Source organism: Streptomyces sp. NPDC003036 (assembly GCF_040611175.1).
In the GTDB taxonomy this organism is placed as follows: Bacteria; Actinomycetota; Actinomycetes; order Streptomycetales; family Streptomycetaceae; genus Streptomyces.
The window spans coordinates 47,349-66,694 of record NZ_JBEXNO010000004.1 but is presented as its reverse complement, the minus strand read 5'-3'; the positions used below and the strand labels follow the sequence as shown (position 1 = coordinate 66,694).

16 protein-coding genes are annotated in these 19,346 nt (G+C 73.7%); 5 read left to right on the top strand and 11 right to left on the bottom strand.

Annotated features, from left to right (window positions below; genetic code table 11):
• The 3 genes from ABZX67_RS04375 to ABZX67_RS04365 all read right to left on the bottom strand — a co-directional run bounded on the left by ABZX67_RS04375 (position 1) and on the right by ABZX67_RS04365 (position 5,978).
• The gene (locus ABZX67_RS04375) at positions 1-903 is read right to left on the bottom strand and encodes a metal-dependent hydrolase (protein WP_355354311.1); all 903 of its coding nucleotides are present in this window, start codon (positions 901-903) and stop codon (positions 1-3) included.
• Positions 904-958: 55 nt separating this feature from the next.
• The gene (locus ABZX67_RS04370) at positions 959-2,908 is read right to left on the bottom strand and encodes a hypothetical protein (RefSeq protein ID WP_355354308.1); all 1,950 of its coding nucleotides are present in this window, start codon (positions 2,906-2,908) and stop codon (positions 959-961) included.
• Positions 2,909-2,969: 61 nt separating this feature from the next.
• Positions 2,970-5,978: an alpha-N-acetylglucosaminidase gene (locus tag ABZX67_RS04365; RefSeq protein WP_355354702.1), complete on the bottom strand. Its 3,009-nt coding sequence runs from the start codon at positions 5,976-5,978 to the stop codon at positions 2,970-2,972.
• Positions 5,979-6,179: 201 nt separating this feature from the next.
• Here ABZX67_RS04365 and ABZX67_RS04360 point away from each other — a divergent pair, with 201 nt between their 5' ends.
• Complete coding sequence (locus ABZX67_RS04360; RefSeq protein WP_355354305.1) at positions 6,180-6,623, top strand: hypothetical protein; 444 nt, start codon at positions 6,180-6,182, stop codon at positions 6,621-6,623.
• Between the two features lie 37 nt (positions 6,624-6,660).
• On the opposite strand, the gene ABZX67_RS04355 is transcribed toward ABZX67_RS04360, so the two are convergent.
• Together ABZX67_RS04355 and ABZX67_RS04350 are read right to left on the bottom strand one after the other, a co-directional pair.
• Complete coding sequence (locus ABZX67_RS04355) at positions 6,661-8,160, bottom strand: DUF1996 domain-containing protein (RefSeq protein ID WP_355354302.1); 1,500 nt, start codon at positions 8,158-8,160, stop codon at positions 6,661-6,663.
• A gap of 134 nt (positions 8,161-8,294) precedes the next feature.
• Positions 8,295-9,296, bottom strand: coding sequence for an NAD-dependent epimerase/dehydratase family protein (locus ABZX67_RS04350; RefSeq protein ID WP_355354299.1), 1,002 nt, complete (start codon positions 9,294-9,296; stop codon positions 8,295-8,297).
• A 218-nt stretch (positions 9,297-9,514) separates the two neighbouring features.
• On the opposite strand from ABZX67_RS04350, the gene ABZX67_RS04345 reads away from it, so the two are divergent.
• Both ABZX67_RS04345 and ABZX67_RS04340 read left to right on the top strand, forming a co-directional pair.
• Positions 9,515-10,138: a hypothetical protein gene (locus tag ABZX67_RS04345; protein WP_355354296.1), complete on the top strand. Its 624-nt coding sequence runs from the start codon at positions 9,515-9,517 to the stop codon at positions 10,136-10,138.
• A gap of 48 nt (positions 10,139-10,186) precedes the next feature.
• Complete coding sequence (locus tag ABZX67_RS04340; protein WP_355354293.1) at positions 10,187-11,620, top strand: PepSY domain-containing protein; 1,434 nt, start codon at positions 10,187-10,189, stop codon at positions 11,618-11,620.
• Here ABZX67_RS04340 and ABZX67_RS04335 read toward each other — a convergent pair.
• From ABZX67_RS04335 to ABZX67_RS04310, 6 genes are all read right to left on the bottom strand, one after another.
• The gene (locus ABZX67_RS04335) at positions 11,617-12,171 is read right to left on the bottom strand and encodes a winged helix-turn-helix domain-containing protein (protein ID WP_355354290.1); all 555 of its coding nucleotides are present in this window, start codon (positions 12,169-12,171) and stop codon (positions 11,617-11,619) included. The genes ABZX67_RS04340 and ABZX67_RS04335 overlap by 4 nt on opposite strands.
• A 324-nt stretch (positions 12,172-12,495) precedes the next feature.
• Positions 12,496-13,530, bottom strand: coding sequence for a glutamine synthetase (gene glnII, locus ABZX67_RS04330; protein WP_355354287.1), 1,035 nt, complete (start codon positions 13,528-13,530; stop codon positions 12,496-12,498).
• 129 nt (positions 13,531-13,659) lie between these two features.
• Positions 13,660-14,823, bottom strand: coding sequence for a hypothetical protein (locus tag ABZX67_RS04325; RefSeq protein WP_355354284.1), 1,164 nt, complete (start codon positions 14,821-14,823; stop codon positions 13,660-13,662).
• Positions 14,820-16,241: a hypothetical protein gene (locus tag ABZX67_RS04320; RefSeq protein ID WP_355354281.1), complete on the bottom strand. Its 1,422-nt coding sequence runs from the start codon at positions 16,239-16,241 to the stop codon at positions 14,820-14,822. The genes ABZX67_RS04325 and ABZX67_RS04320 overlap by 4 nt, the downstream gene beginning before the upstream one ends.
• Before the next feature lie 160 nt (positions 16,242-16,401).
• Positions 16,402-17,103, bottom strand: coding sequence for a hypothetical protein (locus ABZX67_RS04315; protein WP_355354278.1), 702 nt, complete (start codon positions 17,101-17,103; stop codon positions 16,402-16,404).
• A 99-nt stretch (positions 17,104-17,202) separates the two neighbouring features.
• The gene (locus tag ABZX67_RS04310; protein ID WP_355354275.1) at positions 17,203-17,565 is read right to left on the bottom strand and encodes an arsenate reductase family protein; all 363 of its coding nucleotides are present in this window, start codon (positions 17,563-17,565) and stop codon (positions 17,203-17,205) included.
• A gap of 156 nt (positions 17,566-17,721) precedes the next feature.
• Here ABZX67_RS04310 and ABZX67_RS04305 point away from each other — a divergent pair, with 156 nt between their 5' ends.
• Both ABZX67_RS04305 and ABZX67_RS04300 read left to right on the top strand, forming a co-directional pair.
• Positions 17,722-17,997: a hypothetical protein gene (locus ABZX67_RS04305; protein ID WP_355354272.1), complete on the top strand. Its 276-nt coding sequence runs from the start codon at positions 17,722-17,724 to the stop codon at positions 17,995-17,997.
• A 97-nt stretch (positions 17,998-18,094) separates the two neighbouring features.
• Positions 18,095-19,273, top strand: a complete 1,179-nt coding sequence (locus ABZX67_RS04300; protein WP_355354269.1) for a winged helix DNA-binding domain-containing protein — start codon at positions 18,095-18,097, stop codon at positions 19,271-19,273.
• The last annotated feature ends 73 nt before the right edge of the window (positions 19,274-19,346 follow it).

The following is a 19,346-nucleotide window of genomic DNA, read 5'->3' as shown; positions in this document are numbered from 1 at the left end:
TCAGTGACCTCCGTGGGCGGCGTTGACTGCGTTGGCTCCCGGGGAGGAGGCGAGGTAGGCGACCGCCTGGGCCGTACTGCCCTCCTGGGAGGGGTGGTAGGCGCGGCTCAGGTAGCGGGGTATCGAGCGCAGCATGTCCGGTGTCGACGGCAGGACGCCCTGCCGCCCGCGCCGGACGAAGTCCCCGAGCGTCGCCTTGCCGTCCAGGAGGGAGGGGTCGTTCTCCATGAAGAACCGCACCCCGCGCTGCCACAGGAACACCAGCGCCGAGAACGCCGTCGCCCACGTGCGGACGCGCCGCCGGTAGCCGCCGTCGACGTGCAGGAACAGCTCGAAGGCGACCGCGCGGTGCTCGACCTCCTCCGCGCCGTGCCAGCGCAGCAGGTCCAGCATCACCGGGTCCGCGCCGCGCCGGTCCAGCTCCTCGGCGTTGAGCACCCAGTCGCCGAGGAAGGCGGTGTAGTGCTCGATCGCGGCGATCAGCGCCACCCGCTCCATGAGCCACCACTGCCGCGCCTTGCCGGGCGGCAGCGTCCGGTCCCCGAGGAGCTTCTCGAAGAGCCAGTCGACCTGCGCGGTGTACGGGGTCGGGTCGAGCCCCAGCTTCTTCAGGTGCGGCAGCACGTCGTCGTGCGCCTGGGAGTGCACGGCCTCCTGGCCGATGAACCCGATGACGTCCGCACGCAGCCGGTCGTCCCGGATGTACGGCAGGACCTGCCGGTAGACGTGGATGAACCAGCGCTCCCCGGCCGGGAGCAGCAGGTGCAGCACATTGATGGTGTGGGTGGTGAACGGGTCGCCGGGAACCCAGTGGAGCGGGGTCTCCTCCCAGTCGAAGGAGACCTTCCGGGCCTTCAGCTCGATCCGCTCCGACGTCCTCGCCGCCGGCTGCGTGTTAGACATGGCGTCAATGTACTGATGGGTACGCCGTCGGCAACAGGGTCGTGCACGGGGTACTTCAGCGCAGGCTGTTGACCCGCGTACCGTCCTGGAGCCGCCCGCCGAGCTCGATCCGCTTGGCCGGCTTCTCCTCCACCGCCACGGCCAGCAGCCGGTCGTCCGACGCTCCCGTCACCGCCCCGGAGACGGCGATCGACGTCACCTCGGGGCTGCCGGCCGCGACCATGTACCACTGCCCGGCGGGCGCCTTCCACAGGGCGCCCGCCAGGACGTGCGGATCGCGCGCCCCGCACGCCGGCGAGTCGTCGGCCTTCGCGACGACCGCGCCCGCCGTGACCGCACCCGCGTGCGGCTCGGACGACGCCGCGGCCTCCGGCGCCTGGAACTGGGCCAGCACCTTGCCGCCCGTACCCCGCCAGGTCTCCGCGCGGGTGCACAGCCACCGCGCGGTGCCCCCCTCGGCGGGCAGCTCCTGCTGCGCGAACCGCCAGGAGTTCACCGTCCGTACGCCGTGCGAGCGCACCATCGGCAGGAGGCAGGCCGTACGCGCCCACTCCGCGCGCGCCGCGTCGTCCGTCACGTCCACCGGGGCCGACGGCGGGCCCGAGGTGAGCCGGGCCGGGGTGAGCTCGCCGAGGTCGGTCAGCACGCGCGTGGACACGCCGTCGCGCACCTCCAGGGCGTCCCACGTGCGGCACTGGCTCGGCGCGACGGGGCTGAGCATCGGCCCGGTCACGCCGTACGCGTCCCGCTCCAGCGGCCGCGTGGCCTCCGACGGCCTGAGCAGGTCCCGTACCGCCACGTCCCGCACCCAGGGCGCCGTCAGATAGCGGACGTTGGCCTTCGTACGGCCCACCACCAGGGCGCCCGCCGACGCCGTGTCGGCGCCGTCCGTACGGACGAAGTCCAGCGCCGCCCCGGCCGTACCGCTCGTCGGCTCCGCGTACCGCACCACTCGCAGGCCGTCGTGGAACAGCACCACCCGCGCCTGGTCGACCTCCCCGGCGAACAGCAGCTGCGGCGGGCCCATCGGCGGCCCCGGCGGCGTCCCCGGCGCCGCCGACACCTGCACCGTCCGCCCGGGCCGCGCCCAGACGGCGAGCGCCCGCCGCAGCAGCGCGGTGTCGTTCACCAGCCCGCCCCGCGCGGGCCACACCGAGAAGTCCGTACGGGCCGAGCGCTGCCACATGGCCGGGGACACCCTGCGCAGATGGGTCGGGTCCAGCGCCGCCTCGGAGACGGGGTTGCGGGCGTACGCCGGAGCGGCCGCGCCGTCCGGCCCCCAGCCCTCGCCCGGCAGCGCCAGGAGCGCCCCGCACACCACCGCGGCCGCGAGCGCCGCCAGCGCCGCCTTGGTGTGCTGGCGCCGCCGCATCAGGTCCGTCGGTCGGGCCTGGAGCGAGCACGGGTCGAACTCGGGGGACTCCAGGAGGGCGTGCCCCGCCGTGATGGTGTCCGCCTCGGCGAGCGCCGCCTCCGGGTCCTCGACCCCCGCGGCCTTCAGCACCCGGCACGCCTCCGCGTCGCCCTGCCGCTCCACCCCGCGCAGCACGTACGCCGCGCGGCCCGGCCCGGACAGCGCCGAGAGCCGCTGGTCCAGGGCCAGTTCGTCGGCCCCGCCGGAGCGCGGGAACAGCCGCAGGCCCCACACCTGGGGCAGCAGCGGCGGCAGCTGCGCCCGCTTGGGCCAGGCCCGGCGCCTCAGCGGCAGGCCCGCCTCCAGCGCCTGGCGCAGCACCTGGCCGCGTACGTACGCGTACCCCGGGTCGACCGCGTCCTCCGCCGTCCGCCGCTGCCCGGGCATCCCGCCCTGGCCGCCGGCGCCGCGGCGGCGGGGCAGCGCGCGCTGCACGAGCGCGTGGGCGGTCAGGACGCGGCGGTTGCGGCCGAGGGAGGGCGGCAGCACCAGATAGGCGATGCGGACGAGCCGGGGGTAGTGCTCGACGAGCGCCGCCTCGGCCTGTTCGACGTCGACGGGGGCGGGGGTAGCCAGTTCCTGGGTGCTCACGTTCAGCAGAACGAGCGAATCCTGGGATGGTCACCTGGCGCCCGTGACTCCCGGTCCCGGGCTACCAGCCCGTCAGTCCGCTGAACACCACCGTGCCGCGCGCCCCGCTGCCGCCGTTCGCGGCCGTCATGAACAGGCCCGCGTCCTGCACGGCCGCCGCGCCCGGCACGCGCACCGTGGCGACCGTACGCCACGTCGTGCCGCCGTCCGTGGAGCAGGCGCCGGTGTACGCGCCGCCCGCGCGGGACAGCCGCAGCAGCACCGGGGCCGTGACGCCGGTGATCCGCCGGTAGGTGTCGACGGCGCCGTCGCCGTCCGCGTCGTACGTCAGCGCCACGCCGTTCGCCGGGGTCACCGCCAGGTTGAGGAAGCCGGGCGACCGCGGCGCGGCGAGGGAGTCGCGGACGACGATCCCGGCCCGCGCCCAGGCGCCGGTCGCGTCCTGTGAGTCCACCCGTACGGTCAGGGCGGAGCCGTCCGCCAAAGCCCCCTCCCTGTAGAGGGCGCCGAACTCGGCGGTGGCCCTCCACAGGTCCGCGCCGCCCCCGTTGACGGCGTACCGGTCGCCGAGCTGCCCGAAGACCGCGCCGTTGGTGGCGTACGTACGCCACGCCGTGTCCCGGAGGGGCCCGGCGACGTACAGGCTGCCCTGCTGGACGGCGGTGACCGGTTCCTCGCCCTCGGGGCCGTACGTCGTGCGCAGCTCGTAGGGGAGCGGCTCGACGGGGGCGGAGAGGGGGCGGGCGGGGGCGGTGACGCCCCAGGAGACCTCTCCGGTGCCGGCGGGCGGGACGGGCGGCAGCTCCAGGGGCGGCTGGTCGCCGAAGCCCGTGAGCGTGAAGCCGACGCGGCCGGTGGCGCGCAGACCGTTGGTGTTCCGGAAGGCAGCCGTGAGCAGCGCGGTGCCGCCGGGGGAGAGCGCGGCGGGCTCGGCGGAGACGGTGACCGTGCCCTGGTAGGGCGCGCGGGCCAGGACGTCGTGGACCCTTCGCGCCGTTGCGTACGGATCGTTCCGCGGCCGCAGGGGGTAGGTCTTCGTCCCGTACGTCCAGGCCTCTTCGAGGGCGTACCAGTCGAAGGCCTTCGGGGCGCGGCCCTGGGCGAGGGCGTCCTCCAGTTCCTCCAGGTACGCCTGCCACTGGGGGAGGTGGACGTCGGCGATGAGGCCGGACCAGTCGCGGTTGGCGTAGTTGGCGAGGCGCCCGCCGTCGGCGGTGGGGCGGTCCGCCCAGGTGGTGACGAGCACGCGCGCGGTGCGCTCCAGCCCTTCGCGGCGCGCGTCCGCGAGCCACGGCCCCAGCAGGAACGCGCGGTGTGAACCGGTCATCTCGTCGCTGAGCCGCATCAGCCGCAGCCACAGCCGGGACAGGGCGCGGAAGGTATCCGGGTCTTTGCGTGTGAACGCCGCTTTCAGCTGTCCGATCAGGTGCCAGGAGCGGTTGGCGAGGACCTGCCGCCCCAGGTCGGTGAGGTCGTGGCGGTACGCGTCCGAACGGCGCAGCGGCTCCCGTACGCCGAGCAGCGCGGCGAAGGCCCTGTCGAAGTCGGCGGAGTCGAAGGCGGGGGAGTGGGTGGCGTAGTGGGCGCCCGAGCGGGCGTCCAGGCTGGGGCGGGCGGCGAAGACGGAGTCGTGGGGGCGGCCGTCGCGGCTGGTGATCCGGTACGCGGTGTCCCGCAGGACCGCGAACGCCTCCCGCGCGTCCGCGTCCCGGCCGCCGTACCGCAGGTCGGCGTACGCCTCGAACCAGCGGACCCGGTCGACGGGTTCGCGCCGCCAGGCCAGCTCCGAGAACAGCTCCAGGGCGGCGGGGTCCCGCTCGGCGGCTTCCGGCATGTACGCCGTCCCGGCGAGCGCCGAGCCGGCCTTGTCGCGCCAGGCGGTGAAGCGCTCCGCCCACACGTGGGTCTTGGCGCCGAGGGTGGTGCGGCCGCCGAAGTTGGGGATGGTGCCGAAGGCGTACGGGGCGCCGCCCCAGTCGCGCTCGCGGTCGGTGACCGTCTCCAGGTCGGAGAGCCCGTCCACGACCAGGACCCTGGTGGTGTCGAGGGCGTCGAGCAGCTCGCGGCGCGGGTTGGACTGCCAGCCGAGGATCACCCAGAGCGCGCCGGGCCGGGCCTCCCGGAGGGCGGCCTCCACGGCCCGGGCGGCGTCCGGGACGGGCACGTCGCCCGCCGAGCCGCCCTCGTGCAGCAGGTCCATCTTGAAGTGGCGTACGTCGCCGAAGAGGTCCGCCTGGTGGCGGTAGAACGCCGCCGCCACGCGCCGGAACGCGGGCGTGCGCGGGTCCAGCCAGTCCGGGCGCCGCAGGCCCGCCCAGACGCCCTGCGGAACGGTGCGGGCATCGGGGTTGCGGGCGGCGAAGCCCTCCGGGACGGTGCCGAAGTACCCGGGCAGGACCGGGGCCATGCCGAGCTCGCGCAGCCGGTCCGCGATGCGGCGGCCCAGCGCGGCGCGGCGGGCGATCAGCCCGGGGTCGAGCGGTCCGCCGTACGCGCTCATGTTCTGCAGCAGCCACCAGGGCTGGTGCGAGGGCGCCGGGAGCCAGGCGCGGGCCTCGGCGTCGGAGTAGCCGAAGTCCCTCAGCAGCCGGTGGTAGACGGCCTCCTGGCCGACGGTGACGAGGACCTCGTTGAAGCCGTGCAGGGCGAGGACGTCGATGAGCCGCTCCCAGCGCGCCCAGTCGGCGTACGGCGCGGTGTAGCCGTCGTGCGTGTCGTTGAAGGCGAACCGGTGCGGGACGGTCGCCTCGTGCGCGAGCGGCTCGCGCGGGGCCGGGAGCGTGCGGGGCAGGCGGAGCTGGGAGCCGGACCAGGAGATGTGGGCGCCGCAGACGTACTTCAGGTACCAGTGGACGCCCGTGAGGAGGGTGGCGGGGCCGGTGCCCGCGACCTCGACGCGGCCGGGGCCCGGGCCGGGGGCCCCGGTGACGCGGAACCGCTCCGGGCCGCCCCCGAGGTGGCGGAGGCGGAACTGGTCCGCGTGGTCCGGCAGGAGCCGCGCGAGGGCGGCGCGGGCCGCAGCCGTACCGCTCTTGCTCCCGGGCGCGTCCTCCTCGGTTCCGTACGCCATGGCGTGCTGCCCGTTCCCGGCGAGGGCGGCACCCGCGCCGATCGCTCCGGCGGTCCCCAGCAACGTACGTCTCGACACTCCGGTCGGTACTCCGGCCACGGCGCTCCTCCACGGTGCTGACGAGCCATCAGGTGCGTGAGGGGTCGCACGTTACCTCGGGTTCGCACCCGGAACAGGGGTGCGAACCGGCACGATGGCCAGATGCGCACGGAACGACGAACGCGTACGGCCCGGGTGGCGGCGGCCGCCCTGATATCCCTGACCCTTCCGGCCCTCGCGGCCTGTGAGGCGGAGAGAAAGCCCGATGCGGCGCCGCCGACGGCGCCGACCGCGACGGGCACCCTGGAGCAGCTCGCCGAGAAGGCCGCCTGCGAGCCGGAGATCTCGACGGACGCGAAGGAACTGCGCCAGGCGAGGTGCGAGACGAAGGACGGCACGTACGTCCTGACCACCTTCGCCACCGACCGCGGCCAGCGCGAGTGGATCAACGCGGCGAACGACTACGGCGGCGCCTACCTGGTGGGCCGCAAGTGGGTGCTGTCCGGCGACCAGAAGGTGGTCACAGCACTGCGCGGCCGGCTCGGTGGTGAAGTGGAGACCGGTGCGTCGCACGAAGGGTCCCACTCGGGTCACCACGGGAGCTGACCGCGCAGGGGGGGAGGGCTGGTGGATCAGATGGTGATCAGGCGCAACGGCGACCGCCGTTGATGCAGTTCACCATCTGGTTCATCAGCCTGCTGTTGAAGACATTGATGAAATCTCCATGGTCGGTGATCGGCTTGTGGAGCTGCTCGGGGAACGAGTCGACCGCGAAGACCGTCCCTTGCGGTACGTCGTAGACAATGCGCTGCACGAGCTGGGGAATGGCCCGGAAGCCCTGCGGACAGCGTCCGCTCCCGTCGGCGAAGGCGACATGCGTGCGGTGATTCGCGCTGTCGGTGTTCTGGCCGTCCCAGCAGCTCTGGAACTTGAAGGTGCGCACCACTTGGCTGCCCTGCGGGCAGATCGGGTACTTGTCCTTGAGCTGGCGGTTCTCGAATCCGGTACAACTCCAGGACGCGTTGGCATTGGCGTCACCGTTCGTGAACGCCTTCGCGTCCCCGGTGATGATGCGCAGGAAGCGCGGCATCGGGGACACCTTGGAGACCGGGTTGCCGACGAAATTCATGGTGACCTGGGAGGGGGTCAGAATCTCGCCGACGTTCTGGTCCTTTCCGCCGCCGTCGGCATTGGCGTCGTTCTCGTTCTGGCCGTTCTGCAGGCGCAGTACGGGCCAGAAGTAGGTCGACTTGTCGCCCTGGTTGCGACAGGTGGTCTGCCCGCGGGCGAGATCGCCGTCGCTCGCGAAAGCGTCGTTGGCCTGGTTGCCGACGTAGTCGTGCATATGGTGGGCGCCATTGCTCACGCCCGGCGCGACGATGACGTTGTCCGGGTTGAACTTGCCGTTCTCGTTGCGGCCGCAGTCGGTGACGAAGCTGCCGCGGGAGGCGCCGCGCAGCTGGCGGGGGGTGCGGACATTCGGCTGGACGGACTGGATGTCGACGAAGTCCCCGGCGACGGGCCCGTTGCCGGCCTGCCCCTGTCCTTGTCCCTGCCCCTGCCCTTGTCCTTGGTTCTGGTCGTCGCCCTGGCCGTCCTGACCCTGGTTCTGGCCTTGGTTCTGACCCTGGTCCTGACCTTGGTTGTCGCCCCCACCGAACGTGGCGGCGTCGTCCGCGCGCAGGGTGCAGGGCGCCATGCTCTGCAGCCCCTCGGGGCGGTCCGCGCTCCGGCCGATGGCGACGGCGATCCGTTCGATGGCGGCCAGCCGCTTGTCCTTGAGCGGATTGAGAATGGCATTGTCGGCGAACCGGGGATCCTGCCGGATTCGTTGCTTCTCCTCGGCGAACCGCTGATACGCCTCGGTGATCTGGCTGTCCATGTTGGCCAGTTCCCGGTCCACCTCCCCGCGTGCCTGCGCGGGCACCTGAGGAAGGCCGTTGGCGACTTCGGGACAGTCGATCGTGGAGATCTGCTGCCCGGCATTGAGGGTGTTCTGCTGCCGAGGCGGCGGGCTGGACCAGCCCTCGCCCGCGGATGCGTAGAAATTGGCCGCTACCAGCCCACCCCCGCCCAGTATCAGGGCAGCCGAGGCGGCGATCGCCCGGTTGGCCAGTGTTGAGCGTTTTCGTGTGCGTCCCATGGAACTCCAATCCCGGGAGGGGAGAACCGCTCCGTTCCATACGGAAGGCGCGCGCGGCCCGTTCAGCCCCTGCCCGGGTTCGTAGAAATCCACATCCGCAAAGGGGGCGTACTACTCCAGCCGTGTCGGCTTCTTCACCTTTCCAGCCCCAGCGCCTTGGCCTCGTGTTCCGGGCTCAGCCCCACCTGCGCCCGGTCGGGGCGCTGCGGCGCGGCGCCGCGGAGCGCGCGCAGCCACGCCCAGGTGTCGGCGACCGTCTCGTCCACGGGCCGGCACCGCAGCCCCGCCGCGAGCGCCTTCGACACATCGGCCCGGTGCATCGCGTCGTGCAGCTCGCCCGGCGGCGTCCAGACCGGCAGCTGCGTCCAGGGCTCGACGCCCGCGTCGGCGATCGCCTCCGGCTCGGTCCAGCGCAGCTCGGCGTCCGCACCGGTGGCGCGCACGCAGGCGTCCAGCAGCCCGCCCATGGTCGTGTGCCCGGACGGGGAGACCAGGTTGTACGCGCCCGAGCGGCCGGCCTCCGCGGCGTCCAGGGTCCACTCCGCCAGGTCGCGTACGTCGATGTACTGCAGCGGCAGGTCGCGCGGGCCCGGCGCCAGGACCGGGCCGCCCCGGGCGACGCGGCCCAGCCACCACGGCAGCCGGCCCACGTTCTCGCCGGGCCCGAGGATCAGGCCCACCCGGACCAGCAGCGTCCGCTCGTCGCCGAACTCCGCGAGCGCGGCGAGCTCCCCGCCCCGCTTGGCCTCGGCGTACGGCACGTCCACCGCGTCCGGTGAGCCCTCCACCAGGGGCCCGTCCTCCGCCAGCCCCGGCGCTGGGGGCCAGGCGTACACCGAGCGGCTGGAGACGTACACGTACCGCCCCGCCCGGTCGGCGAGGAGCCGCGCCGCGTCCCGTACGGCGGCGGGCGCGTCCGTCCAGGTGTCGACGACCACGTCCCAGGGGCCGGCGTCGGCGAGGGCGGCGAGGCCGAGCCCGTCGGGCGCGGTGCGGTCGCCGAGCAGGGCGGTCACCCCGGCGGGCGGCTCATGGCGGCCCCGGTGGAACACCGTCACCTCCCAGCCCCGGGCGAGGGCCGACTCCGCCACCGCGCGCCCCGCGAATTCCGTACCACCGAGGATCAGAAGTCTCATGACGGTGACTCTGCCTCGCGCGCCCCGCGCTGACCAGCGGTTCCGCTGCGGGAGGAACACCGCCGCGGACGGAACCACGGACCCCGGGGTTCCCGCCCCCGGCGCGGGGGTGGCAGCATGAGCGGACGATGACGGAGCCCCGGTCGCCGTTGCGCGCCTTGCGTGCCGCACTTTTCGCGGCGGTGTGCGTGACCTTGGCTGCGGTGGGGCATTCGTCCATGTCTGCGCACGACATCCCGCTGCCCGCGCTGTTCGCCGCCTTCGGCGCGACGGCGGCCCTGGCCTGGCTGGCGGCGGCCCGCCGCAGGGGAGCGCCCTTCATCGCTACGGGCCTCCTCGGCCTCCAGGCGGCGCTGCACGTCACCTTCGGCGCGGGCCGCCCGCACCACCACGAACACGGCACCGCACACGACACCGCACACGGCAGCCTTCACGGCCACGGCGGCATGACGTCGAGCGCCGTGGGCCACGGGCCCGCCTCGCTCCCCGAGCCCGCCTCGCTTCTCGACACCGTCGGCCTCGACGCCGTCGGCCTCGGCGGCGCGTCCGCCGGGATGCTGGCCGCGCACCTGCTCGCCGCGGGCGCCTGCGCCCTCTGGCTGGCCCGTGGCGAGGCCGCGTTCTTCCGGATCGCCCGCGCCGTCGGCGCCCTCGCCTTCACACCGCTGCGACTGCTCCTCGCCCTCGTGCGGTTGCCCGAGGCCCCGCGCCCGCCGCGCGGCGCCCGCCCGCGCCCCGCGCGCCGGCACCGCGGCGTCGTCCTCGCGCACAGCCTGTCGCGGCGCGGGCCGCCCGCGCTCGCCGTACCCCGCGCCACGGCCCCCGGAGCCGCGCACGTCTGACCTGGGGGCCGCTTCCCCCTGCAGACAACGCCGACTCCTAGGACAGTCATGGCCATTGACGACCGCACCACCACCCCTATACCGGAATCAACCGGCACGAAACAGACCGCGTCGACGTGGAGCGCCCTGCGCCCCCTCCTCCTGCGCGTCCACTTCTACGCGGGCCTCCTCATCGCCCCGGTCCTTCTCGTCGCCGCCGTCAGCGGACTGCTGTACGCCCTCTCCTTCCAGGTCGAGAAGGTCCTCTACGACCACGAGCTGCGGGTCCCGGCCGGCGAGCGCGTCCTGCCGCTCTCGGAGCAGGTCGACGCCGCCCGTACGGCCCATCCCGAAGGGACGGTGACGGCCGTGTGGCCGTCACCGGAGGAGGGCGCCACCACCCGCGTCCTGATGAGCAGCCCGGACGTCGAGGAGGGCAAGTCCCTCGCCGTCTTCGTCGACCCCTACACCGCCGAGGTGCGCGGGGACTTGCCGAGCTACGGCAGCTCGGGCGCCCTCCCGCTGCGTGCCTGGCTCTCCGAGTTCCACGCGGACCTGCACCTCGGCGAGCTCGGCCGGAACTACAGCGAGCTGGCCGCCAGCTGGATGTGGGTCGTCGCCCTCGGCGGCCTGCTGCTCTGGATCGGCCGCCGGCGTGCCGCCAAGCGGTCCCTGTTCCTCCCCGAGCGCGGCCCCAAGTCCCGCCGCCGCACCCTCTCCTGGCACGGCGCGGTCGGCCTGTGGGCGGTGACCGGACTCGTCCTGCTCTCGGCCACCGGCCTGACCTGGTCGCGGTACGCGGGCGAGAACGTCGACGTGCTCCAGGCCCGGCTCGGCGGCACCACGCCCACCGTCTCCGCCACCCTCGACGGCGCCGCGCCCGCCGCCGGCGGCGGCCACGAGGGCCACGGCACGGGCCACCAGCAGCCGCAGGCACCGGCCGGGGCGGACGTCGGCATCGACAGGGCCGTCGAGGCGGCCGCCGCGCAGGGCGTCGCCGGGCGGATCGCGGTCACCCTCCCGGCCGACGGCAAGGGGTACGTCGTCAAGGAGACCGACACGCAGTTCCCCGCCCACCTCGACTCGGTCGCCGTCGACCCGGCCGACGGCCGGATCATGGACGAACTGCGGTTCGCCGACTACCCGCTGTTCGCCAAGCTCACGCGCATCGGTATCGACGCCCACATGGGCGTCTTCCTGGGTCTGCCCAATCAGCTCGCCCTGGCCGCCCTCATGGTGGGCCTCATCCTCCTCATCCTGTGGGGCTACCGGATGTGGTGGCTGCGCAGGCCCACCAAGGAGCGGACGCTGAGCTTCGGCCGCCCCGTGCCACGCGGCGCCTGGCGCAAGGTGCCGGCCGTGCTGCTCCTGCCGCTCGCGGCCGGGACGGCCCTGGTGGGCTGGTTCGTACCGATGCTGGGCATCAGCCTGCTGGCGTTCCTGGTGCTCGACGCGGCACTGGGCGCCCTGGCGGCCCGCCGCGCCTCGCAGAGCGCCTCCTAGGGCGCGTACTTGTAGCCGACCCGCCGTACGGTCTGGATCGTACGGCGGTGCTCGGCGCCCAGCTTGCGGCGCAGGCGGGCCACGTGCACGTCGACGGTGCGCCCGTCCCCGACGTGGCCGTAGCCCCACACGGTGGTCACCAGCTGGTCGCGCGTGTGCACCCGGTGCGGGTTCGCCACCAGGTGCGCCAGCAGCTCGAACTCCAGGTACGTGAGCTCCAGCGGCCGCCCGTCCACCAGGGCGGTGCGGCGGACGGTGTCGATGGCCACGGGCCCCTGGCCCGCGGCGGCCCGGCCGGGCGGGTTCTCCCCCTGCTCGGCCGGTACGAGCACGAGGTAGCCGACCATCGGCGGCTGCCCCGGCAGCACGGGCACGGCGTGCGGCGGCGCGGGCAGCCAGGTGGCGCCCGGCGGGATCAGCTCGGAGACGTCGACGGCGTCCACGATGTCGACGACCTCGTCCCGGCCGACGGCACGCAGCCGGTGCCGGCCGGTCGGCAGGGGAAGAGGGGACAGCGGGGAGACGGGGGCGGCGGTACGGGTGTTCGCCATGATGGGGTCAGCTCTTTCGCGCGAAGGGACGGGAGTACGTCGTTGCGCGACGGCCGAAGGCATCGGAGGGCCTGGAGAGGCCTCCACCAGCGTTAGAGGGCCGACGCGTTCCTCGCGCGGCAACACACCCGGTCGAAATCGTGGTGCTGACGGGACGGCCAGAACGGCTCGAGGTCGTCGCTGCGACCCGTGGCGGTGTTCCGGAGGCTGGCCATGCCGCTATTCAAGCAGACACCCCCGTACGCGCGGGAGGGCGCCCGCCGAAAATCGGCGGACGCCCTCGCGTCGTACAAGTCCCGCACCGTCATGCGGGGTGATGGCGGATCAGACCTGGCCGGCCTTCTCCAGCGCCTCGCAGCAGGTGTCCACCAGCAGGCGGGTCACCACGTACGGGTCGACGTTGGCGTTCGGGCGGCGGTCCTCGATGTAGCCCTTGCCGTCCTGCTCGACCTGCCACGGGATGCGGACCGAGGCGCCGCGGTCGGACACGCCGTAGGAGTACTGGTCCCACGGGGCGGTCTCGTGCAGGCCGGTCAGGCGGTCGTCGATGCCCGCGCCGTAGTTCTTGACGTGGTCCAGCGGCTTGGAGCCCTCACCGAGCGCCTCGCAGGCCGTGATGATGGCGTCGTAGCCCTCGCGCATCGCCTTCGTCGAGAAGTTGGTGTGCGCGCCCGCGCCGTTCCAGTCGCCCTTGACCGGCTTCGGGTCGAGGGTGGCGGAGATGTTGAAGTCCTCGGCGGTGCGGTACAGCAGCCAGCGCGCGATCCACAGCTGGTCGGCGACGACCAGCGGCGCCAGCGGGCCGACCTGGAACTCCCACTGGCCGGGCATGACCTCGGCGTTGATGCCGGAGATGCCCAGGCCCGCCTTGAGGCAGTTGTCCAGGTGCGCCTCGACGACGTCACGGCCGAAGATCTCGTCGGCGCCGACACCGCAGTAGTAGCCGCCCTGGGGCGCCGGGAAACCGCCGGCCGGGAAGCCCAGCGGACGGGTGCCGTCGAAGAAGGTGTACTCCTGCTCGATGCCGAAGATCGGCTCCTGGGCGGCGTACCGCTCGGCGACCTCGGCCAGCGCCGCACGCGTGTTGGACTCGTGCGGGGTCATGTCCGTGTTGAGGACCTCGCACAGGACCAGGATGTTCTCCCCGCCGCGGATCGGGTCCGGGCAGACGTAGACCGGCTTCAGGACGCGGTCGGAGGAGTGCCCCTTGGCCTGGTTGGTGCTGGATCCGTCGAAGCCCCAGATGGGGAGCTCGGCGACGCCGGTGGCCGCGCCCGCCGGAAGAATCTTCGTCTTCGAGCGAAGCTTGGCGGTCGGCTCGGTGCCGTCGATCCAGATGTACTCGGCCTTGATGGTCACGGGGGTGCCTCATCCTTCGGGTGCAGCGGGTGTCGCGCTCCCGGCAGCTTGGCAACACGGGATTTCCCGGCCGTTGCCCGATTGTGAACCCCGTGTTACTCAGCTTTTCCGTTATGCCCCTGATGTCCCCTACGTCTCCTGTGCCTTCACGCCGCGTGCGACGGCGTGCGCGTCGAGCAACGATCCGAACCCGGCGGCGCGGATCCGGGCCACCAGCTCGGCGTACCCGGTGCCGAGCGCCTCCGCCGTACGCCCCAGGTGCCAGTCGCAGTCCGCCAGCCGCCGCAGCAGGTAGCCGCGCCGGACCTGCTTCTCCGACAGCCGGAACGTCTTGAGGTAGGCCGTCCGCCCCTTGTGGTCGGTGATCAGCTCGCCGATGTGCTGCTCCTGCCCGCCGCCGCGCAGGAACGGCGGCAGGAAGCGGTACAGCGCGTACGGACCCATCCGTCGCACCCGCTCGAAGGCGTACGGAGTCTGCAGCAGGTCCCGCGCCATGAGCCCGTCGTGCGCCTCCGTCCACGCCCGCTCCTGCGCCCGCGCCGCCGCCCGCAGATCGGCGAGCGTCCGCAGGCCGCCGGTGTCGGGGACGCGCGCGGTGAACTCCGGGACCGGTGCGCCGTACAGCGCGTACTGGTACACCGTCTCGCCGTACAGGTCCTCGATGAGGGAGGGGTGCAGGGCGCGGTAGTCGTCCGGGTGGGGGACGACGAAGGCGGCGGCGAGCGCGTCCGCCGCGTACACCATCACCCCGCACTGGCCCGGGTGGATCTCGAACACGCGCAGCGCCTCGGCGAGCCCCCGCACCCGCCGCCCGGCGTACGCGTCCTCCGCGCGCGGCGACAGGCCCTGGCGTACCGCCTGCCGGGACCACTCGTCCCACACGATGGACGGGCCGCCGAAGTGCAGCGCGAGGTAGCCCTCCAGGGCGAGGTGCTGGGGCAGGAAGCGGACCCTCCCCGTACGCTGTTCGCCCTTGACCAGGCGGTGGTGCCGCCGGACGGGGATGCAGGGCGGCGGCTCGCCATCGGCGTCGTACGCGCCGAGCCGGGTGCCGTACGCCGCCGACTCGCCCGGCTGCCCCTGGCCGCCGGACCAGTCCGCCACGAGGCCGTGCGGGATGTACGACACGTACTCGGTGCGCGGCCCGACATCGACCACGCCGTACCCGCCGTAGACCCGCCGGTGGAGGCGCAGCCCCTCCAGCGGCTCTTCCCGCACCAGCGGTACGAGGCGGATGCCGCCCCACACCTGCGCGGGCCGGGCGGTCAGGCCCGCCAGATCGATCCGGGTCACGCTTCCGCCTCCTCCCTCGTCCGCAGGAACAGCTCCACCCGCCGGTCGAAGTACGCCCGCAGCTCCGCGAGCCCGGTGCGCCCCTCCGCGAACTGCGCCACCTCCACCAGGGCGGGCAGGTCCTCCGCGTCCCGGATCCCGGCCGTCGGCACGCTCGGCGCGAGACGCCGCACGTCGAAGCCGTCGGCGTCGTACACCGGGTTCAGATGCACCACGCTCGTACGCCGCTCCGGGTCCAGCCGGGTGCGCCAGACCCGCAGCACCTCACCGGCCAGACCGGGCGGGGCGTTGTCCCACCCGTCCGAGACGATCACGAGCCGCTGCGGCTCCGCCTCCAGCGCGTCGAGGATCCGCGTACCGAGCGGCGTCGGACCCCAGGGCCGTACGAGCAGGGCGTCCGTGGAGCCCGAGGTCCACCGGGGCGTGTACGTCGTCGCCAGCGCCTCCAGCAGGAAGTGGCAGCCCAGCGCCACGGCGAGCGGGCGGCGCCGCTTCTCTCCGGAGCCGGACGCGGAGTAGCTGTCGTCGAGGACCGCCGCGACGCGCCCCCACGTACCGGCGTACGGCCCCGCCGCCCGGCGCGCCGCGGCGCGCAGCGCGCCCGTCAGCTCCGCGCGCCGCGCGACCCGCTCCTCGACACCGAGCGACAGCGCGTACAGCGCCAGCCGGGTCAGCGGCATGCCGGACAGCTCCGCCGCCGGGCCGGTGCGCTGGGTGCGCAGCCGCTCCAGGCGGGTCATCCGGGGCGCGATCCGCTCCAGGAAGACCTCGCGCGGGATGCCGTGGCGGGCGGCGAAGCCCTCGGCGACGGTGAACGGCAGCTCGTACACCGCCGCCTGCTCGTACCGGGCGCGACGGTACGCCTCCAGGAAGGCGTTGCCGTACCGGAGGTGGCCGGAGGACGTGAACAGGAAGGTGCCCACCTCGTCGTCCGGCAGCCGGACATGGGCGTGACGGGCGGCCGCCTTCATCCCGGCGCGGTACTTCACCGCGTCGTACGCCGGGTCGGGGCGGGCCGCCAGCCAGTCGCGCATGAGCGCGCGTGTGCGGCGGTTGTTGACCCGGGCGGCGCGCAGGGCGCGGAAGAGGCGGTAGACGCGCGGGGGAGGGAGCATGGCGAGCCGCGCCGCGATCAGCCGCCCCTCGGCGCGCTTGTCCGCCGCGTCGGCCGCGTCGGCCGCCGTGCGGAGCAGCGCCTCGATGATGAGCGCGGCGTTGTGGTCGTTGATGTCGAGGGCGAGGGTGGCGGCGTAGAGGGGCCGGTAGTTGACCCGTACGTACTCGTGGAGGAAGGACAGCGACAGGCGCTGCTCCTGCGCGTCCGAGCGGAACTCGCGCTGGCCCGTCGCCGTCACGGCGGCGTTGACGAAGAGCAGCACGTCCTCGGCCGCGATGAGGTCGGAGAAGGTCTCCGCCATCGTCTCCCCCCGATGCGTACGAAAGCCGGTGCCGGCCGGGGAATGAGGGCGCGAACAGCTGAATCATCGCTTCATAGGCAAGTCCCGGAAGTCGCGCCGGAGTCCCGCGGCCGGCCTCCGCAAGGTAACACCGAGGGCGGAGACGCGGCTCTGGGATTTCTCAGCCCACGCGTTCGATCCGGGCCTTGCGGATCAGGAACTTGCCGGGCTCGCGGACCTGCTCGAACGCGGCGTTGTTCAGCAGGGCGCAGCTGCCGGAGGGCGCGGTGACCTCGACGGTGGTGGACTTGTTGTTGTCGAGGTTGGTCACCTTGAGCTTGGTGCCGATCGGGAACTGGTTGCTGGATGCGGCGGGGGCGCCGCCCTCACCGGACAGGGTCACCGTGGACCCGGCGCAGACGACCTCGCCGACGGCCCCGCCGCCGCCCTGCTGTCCGGCTCCGGCCCCGGCTTCCGCCCCGGCTCCCGCACCGGCTTCCGCCCCGGCTCCCGCACCGGCTCCCGCCCCGGCGCCGCCGCCCGGGGCCTGGCCGCCCGCCTGGGCGCCACCGGCACCACCCGCACCGCCCTTGCCGGCGGCGCTGCCCTGGCCCACCTCGCATCCCGAGGCGGCCTGCTTGCGTTTGATCTCCTCGATCACCGCCAGCCGGTTGGCGATGCGCGCCTCCGACTGGGCGTCCGGATTGGCGCGTTGACCGGCGATGAACTTCTCGTTGTTGCTCAGCGCGGTCGCGAGCCCGTCACAGGCGACGGACGCCTGGCTGGTCCCGGTCATCACCACCGCCGTACCGCCGGCCATCGCGACCGCGCCGATGAGGAGGGCGAGCTTCTTCTTCCCGCTGAGGGTCTTTCCGCGTGACACGTGGGGGGCTCCTGTCCCCGGCCGCACGGGGCGGCGGCCGGATCGGTTCCGTGTGTGCCCCTACGTACGAGTAGCAAGCGGAATCTGCTCAACCGCCTTTCAGGAACGGCGGATCGCGTCCCGTACCGCCTCATCGGTCCGGCCCACCACCGCCGTGCCGTCGTCGGCCGTGATGATCGGACGCTGGATCAGCTTCGGGTGCTCCACCAGCGCCGTGATCCAGCGCTCACGCGCACCGGCGTCACGCGGCCACTCCTTCAGGCCGAGCTCCTTGGCGGCGGCCTCCTGGGTACGGGTGATGTCCCACGGCTCCAGGCCGAGCCGGTCCAGTACGTCGCGGATCTCGTCCGCGGAGGGCACGTCCTCCAGGTAGCGGCGGACCGTGTACTCGGCGCCCTCCTCGTCGAGGAGGTTCAGGGCGCCACGGCACTTGGAACAGGCGGGATTGATCCAGATCTCCATGCCCGTCACCGTACCCGCCGGACCGCCGAAAGCCCTGGCGAAGCCCCCTGCGAAGCCCCGCCGGCCAGGGCCGATTGTCAGTGGTGGCCGGTAAAATTCAGGTAGTTCGTGAGGGCCCGGGGGAGGGCCCCCACACCCCGTACCAGGAGGTCGCCGATGGCTGTCGCCACGGTCCGGACACTGCCCCTCGAACCCTGGAAACCTCTGCAGAAGAAGCCACTGCCGGCGGGCCGGCCCCGCGAGTGGTACGTCGCGCACAACCGCCGCCTCAAGGCCATGCGCCTGGCGATCGCCCTGCTCGACTCGGGCGTCTACCACCCGTCCAAGGCCGACGACGACACGATACGCAGCACGGCGGAGCGCCTCGGCATGCACGCGCCGTCCGAGGTCACCTGCCGCATGGTGCGGACCCTGATCCGTTCCGGCCGCTGAGCCGCCGATCCGCCGATCCGCCGATCCGCTCATCCGCCGCCCGCCGCCCCTCCGGGGGCGGCGGGCCCATGCCCCCGCCTGACGGAGGTCCACCCGCATGACGAGCACCCGCCCCCGCATGACCGCCGAGGAGCGGCGCCGGCGCCTCGCCGTGCGCCACCACCTGGCGCCCGCCGCCCGCGCGGCCACGGCCGAGGAGGTGGCGCGCTCGCTCACCGCCCTGCACGGCACCGACCCGGCCACGGTGTACCTCGCGGTGGGCGCCCGGCTGGCCGATCCGGCCGGCCCGGTGGCCGCCATGGGGCGGGCGCTGTACGAGGACCGCACCCTGGTCCGTATGCACGGCATGCGCCACACGGTCTTCGTGGTGCCCACGGAGCTGGCGCCCGTCGTCCAGTCGTCCACCACGCACGCGGTCGCCGCCCGCGAACGGGCCACGCTCGTCAAGCAGCTCACGGCCGGCAGCTCGCTCGACGAGGCCTGGCTGGCGGATGTCGAGGAGTCCACCCTCGCCGCCCTGGCCCGCCGCGGCGAGGCCACCGCCGCCGAACTGGCCGCCGAAGAGCCCCGCCTGCGGGAGCGGTTCGTGTACGCCCCCGGCACCGCGTACGAGACGAAGCAGAGCGTCTCCACGCGCCTGCTGCGGCTGCTCGGCACCGAGAACCGCGTCGTCCGCGCCCGCCCGCTGGGCTCCTGGACCTCCAGCCAATTCCGCTGGGCGCTCGCCCCCGCGCTGCCGGACCTCCCACCCGCCGAGGCCCGGGCCGCGCTCGCCCGCCGGTGGCTGAGGGCGTACGGCCCGGCGACGGAGGCGGACCTCACGTGGTGGACGGGCTGGAAGGTCACGGACGTCCGCAAGGCCCTCCAGGCCGTCCAGGCGGTCGAGGTCGACCTCGACGACGGCACGACCGGCCACGTCCTGCCCGACGACACGTCCCCCACCGACGCCCCGGCCCCCTGGGCGGCCTTCCTCCCGGCGCTCGACCCCACCCCCATGGGCTGGCGGCACCGCGACTGGTACCTCGACCCGGCCCACCGCCCCGAGCTCTTCGACCGCAGCGGCAACATCGGCCCCACCGTCTGGTGGAACGGCCGCGTCATCGGCGCCTGGGCCCAACGCCCGGACGGCGAACCGGTCTGGCGCCTCCTCACGGACCCGGGCACCGAGGCGACGTCCGCCATCGAGGCGGAAGCCTCCCGCCTCCACACCTGGCTGAACGGCACGCGCGTCACCCCCCGCTTCCGCACACCGCTGGAGCGGGCGCTGTCCGGCTAGCGCTGCCGCTCGGCGCGCCGTAAGCACGGCTCGCCGGGGCAATGGGAACGAGGAGGAGCGGAGCCGAAGCCGG

Bases quoted from the DNA above. Each gene is read 5' to 3' on its own strand.
- ABZX67_RS04375 (WP_355354311.1), bottom strand. From the start codon at position 903: ATGTCTAACACGCAGCCGGCGGCGAGGACGTCGGAGCGGATCGAGCTG.
- ABZX67_RS04365 (WP_355354702.1), bottom strand. From the start codon at position 5,978: ATGGCGTACGGAACCGAGGAGGACGCGCCCGGGAGCAAGAGCGGTACG.
- ABZX67_RS04360 (WP_355354305.1), top strand. From the start codon at position 6,180: ATGCGCACGGAACGACGAACGCGTACGGCCCGGGTGGCGGCGGCCGCC.
- ABZX67_RS04355 (WP_355354302.1), bottom strand. From the start codon at position 8,160: ATGGGACGCACACGAAAACGCTCAACACTGGCCAACCGGGCGATCGCC.
- ABZX67_RS04350 (WP_355354299.1), bottom strand. From the start codon at position 9,296: ATGAGACTTCTGATCCTCGGTGGTACGGAATTCGCGGGGCGCGCGGTG.
- ABZX67_RS04345 (WP_355354296.1), top strand. From the start codon at position 9,515: ATGTCTGCGCACGACATCCCGCTGCCCGCGCTGTTCGCCGCCTTCGGC.
- ABZX67_RS04340 (WP_355354293.1), top strand. From the start codon at position 10,187: ATGGCCATTGACGACCGCACCACCACCCCTATACCGGAATCAACCGGC.
- ABZX67_RS04335 (WP_355354290.1), bottom strand. From the start codon at position 12,171: ATGGCGAACACCCGTACCGCCGCCCCCGTCTCCCCGCTGTCCCCTCTT.
- ABZX67_RS04320 (WP_355354281.1), bottom strand. From the start codon at position 16,241: ATGGCGGAGACCTTCTCCGACCTCATCGCGGCCGAGGACGTGCTGCTC.
- ABZX67_RS04310 (WP_355354275.1), bottom strand. From the start codon at position 17,565: ATGGAGATCTGGATCAATCCCGCCTGTTCCAAGTGCCGTGGCGCCCTG.
- ABZX67_RS04305 (WP_355354272.1), top strand. From the start codon at position 17,722: ATGGCTGTCGCCACGGTCCGGACACTGCCCCTCGAACCCTGGAAACCT.
- ABZX67_RS04300 (WP_355354269.1), top strand. From the start codon at position 18,095: ATGACGAGCACCCGCCCCCGCATGACCGCCGAGGAGCGGCGCCGGCGC.